This window comes from Methylobacillus arboreus (genome assembly GCF_020532725.1).
GTDB classification, from domain to species: domain Bacteria; phylum Pseudomonadota; class Gammaproteobacteria; order Burkholderiales; family Methylophilaceae; genus Methylobacillus; species Methylobacillus arboreus.
The window spans coordinates 1-2,630 of record NZ_JAJAVC010000015.1 but is presented as its reverse complement, the minus strand read 5'-3'; the positions used below and the strand labels follow the sequence as shown (position 1 = coordinate 2,630).

Sequence of the window (2,630 nt, the reverse complement as noted above, 5' to 3'; positions counted from 1 at the left end):
CGCCCCACAGCGTCCGGGCAATGCTTTGCAGGGTATCGCCGTTCCTCACCGTATAAGTGCTGGCGGCAAATCCCGGATAGCTCGGGCTGATCGGCTCGTAGTTCTGGTCGAAGTCGGCGCTCGAGATCGGCTTCCAGTTGGCGTAGTTGCCCTGGGGCGCGTTGCGTGCCGCGATCGCCTGGGCATAGTCGGTCCGGCTCGGCCCGTCGTTGCTCACATCGCCGACGCGCTTGACGTCGACGTAGTAGTAGCGCGTCACCTTGTTGGCGACGCTGCCGGGGTTGTAGTTGGCCTGGTTGTATTGGTAATTGGGGCGGGCAATGATGCCGGTGATTTCGTCACGGACCAGGATCAAGCCTTGCGCATCGCTGGTGTACTGGATGCTGCGGTTGCCGCCATGGTCGTAGGCGCTCTCCAGATGGCCGTTGACGTCGTAGCGCAGATCGGCATAGCCGGACTTCCATTGCTGCTGGTTGCGGCCCAGGCTGGCGTTGTAGCCCGCAATCGTTGTTGCGGTGATCTTGGCTTCGTCCCAGTATTCGTAGGTGTAGTAGGTGCTGGTCGTGGTACCGCTGTTGGTGTTTTGCACCAGAGCCAACGCGCCACTACCACCAGTGCTATAGGTGGTGCTGGTGCCGTTGTAGTACTGATAGGTGGAGGTGCCGTCGGTACCGCTCTCTGACAGGATACGGTTATCCTTGTCATAGGTCGTGGTTTTGCTGTAAGTGACAGAAGTCCCGTTGGTGCCATACTCCTTGTACTCCACCACCCGTCCCAAGGCATCGTTCTTGCGGGTCGCCTTGCGTCCATCGTTGAAACTGATCTGTTCCAGGTAGCCATCGGCGGTGTAGCGGTAGGTCTCGGTGGTGCCGTCGATGGCGTTCCTGGCCTCGGTGCGCTCGCCGGCGAAGTTGTAGCTGATGGCCACGCCATCACTCCCTGGGCCGCCCTTGTCGATGACGATGGTGGTGTCGGTGGCTGAGGTCGCGCGTCCGCTTGCGGTAAAGTCCCCGTTGCCGTCGAGGGTGCCCAACTGCCCCATGGTCACCGTGAAGCGGTTCATCTGGTCATAGGTGTACCAGTATTCCTGGGTGCGCATCGCGCCATTGACGCCATCATGGTAGACGCTCTTGACCAGGCGGCGGTTGCCCACGGCATCGTATTCGTAGCTGATGCTGGCCTTGGGGTCGAGGATGTTGACGATGCGGTTGTGGCTGTCGTAGCTAATGTGGGCGTACTGGTAGTAGTCGCGGTTGCCTGCCAGGATATCCGCAGCATCCTTGAGGCTGACGTAGCCCTCGAAGGTCTTGTTGCCGTTCTGGTCGTATTCGTAATGGGTGTACATGCCAAGGGCTTTGTCGTGAATGGATTTGACGTAGCCGTTGGCATAGTGGTCGTAAACGATGTCCTGCCCGGTAGTGCCGGTTTGACGGGTGAGCCAGCCGGCCTGGTTGTAGAAGTAGGTGAAGACGTTGCCGCCGAGGTCGGTGTGCCGGGTCACCCGGTTGAACAGGTCGAGTTCGTCGATGAGGGTGCGGCCATCAGATTGGGTGGTGGTCCTGACCCAGCCGCCCAGGGTGCTGCCGCCCAGGCCGAGGACGGTGTGGCTGTAGTCGTACTGGTAGGTGGTGGCGAAGCCTAGGTAGCTGGTGGTCTCGATCACGCGGCCCAGGCTGTCGTAGTCGGTCTTCTCGGTTTCGCCCAGGGCGTTGGTATGGCTGATGCGTTGACCAGCGGCATCATAGGTGTAGGTATCCGTGGTCCGGGTGGCCAGGTAGCTGAGGCTGCCGGTCTCACGCTCAGGACGGATGATCTTGGTCAGGCGGTTCTCGGCATCGTATTCGTAGTCGGTGGTGCGGCCGCTGGTGTCGGTCAAGGCGTTGATGCGGTCGGTCTCGCTGCGCTTGTTGCCGAAGATGTCGTAGCTGCGGGTGATGAAGCCGCCGTCGGCATGGCGCTCGAAGCTGATCATGTCTTCAGCGTCGGGCGGGGCGCCGGCGAGCCAGGCTTGCCGGTTGAGGTTGCCGTTGGCGTCCTCGATTTGGATGAGGCGGCCCGCAAGGTCGTAGGTGTAGCGGGTCTCGGGGGTGATGGCTTCTGTTCCCGTCAACTGGTAGCCATTCGCCAGGGTGGCTTCGACCTGGGGGTCGCGCTTGAGGACCAGGTTGCCCAGGGTGTTGTAGCTGAAGGTGGTCACATTGCTGTTGCCATCGGTCTCGCTCATGACTTCGCCGAAGGCGTTGTAGCTCTGGCTACGCTCGATTTCGCGATGGAAGGATTCGGCATCATCGGTCGTCCATACCAGGTGGCCGCCTGCGGTGGGCGCATTGGGGATGAAGGTGCCGGTCTCGGTGCCCAAGGGGGTGGTGACGACGGAGACTTGCCAGTCAGGGTCGTTCGGGTCGTAGGGGTTGAATGGGTCGTCCGGGTTCTCGATGTCCGCGGCATAGGCGGTGTATTGGTATTCGTATTTCTCGCTGGCATTGAGGCCGCTGAGGTCGGCACGGTAGCGGGTGACGCCGTTGTCGAGGTAGGCCTGGGTCGGGACCAGGGTGTAGTCGTCGTTGCTGTTCTGCAGGCGGTAGCCGAGGATGACGTAGTCGACCGTGGTGCCTGATGGTGGTTCTGGC

3 protein-coding genes are annotated in these 2,630 nt (G+C 61.3%); 2 read left to right on the top strand and 1 reads right to left on the bottom strand.

What is annotated here, in order from left to right; translation table 11 throughout:
* Positions 1–1,345: hypothetical protein (locus LG198_RS14280; protein WP_230343867.1), on the bottom strand; the 1,345-nt coding region annotated here is incomplete at its 3' end.
* Here LG198_RS14280 and LG198_RS14275 point away from each other — a divergent pair.
* Together LG198_RS14275 and LG198_RS14270 are read left to right on the top strand one after the other, a co-directional pair.
* The gene (locus LG198_RS14275; protein WP_230343866.1) at positions 1,334–1,642 is read left to right on the top strand and encodes a hypothetical protein; all 309 of its coding nucleotides are present in this window, start codon (positions 1,334–1,336) and stop codon (positions 1,640–1,642) included. The two genes, LG198_RS14280 and LG198_RS14275, sit on opposite strands and share 12 nt — an antisense overlap.
* 72 nt (positions 1,643–1,714) lie before the next feature.
* Entirely contained in the window at positions 1,715–2,617 is a 903-nt protein-coding gene (locus tag LG198_RS14270) for a hypothetical protein (protein ID WP_230343865.1), read from the top strand.
* The last annotated feature ends 13 nt before the right edge of the window (positions 2,618–2,630 follow it).

Bases quoted from the DNA above. Each gene is read 5' to 3' on its own strand.
- LG198_RS14275 (WP_230343866.1), top strand. From the start codon at position 1,334: ATGGGTGTACATGCCAAGGGCTTTGTCGTGAATGGATTTGACGTAGCC.
- LG198_RS14270 (WP_230343865.1), top strand. From the start codon at position 1,715: ATGGCTGATGCGTTGACCAGCGGCATCATAGGTGTAGGTATCCGTGGT.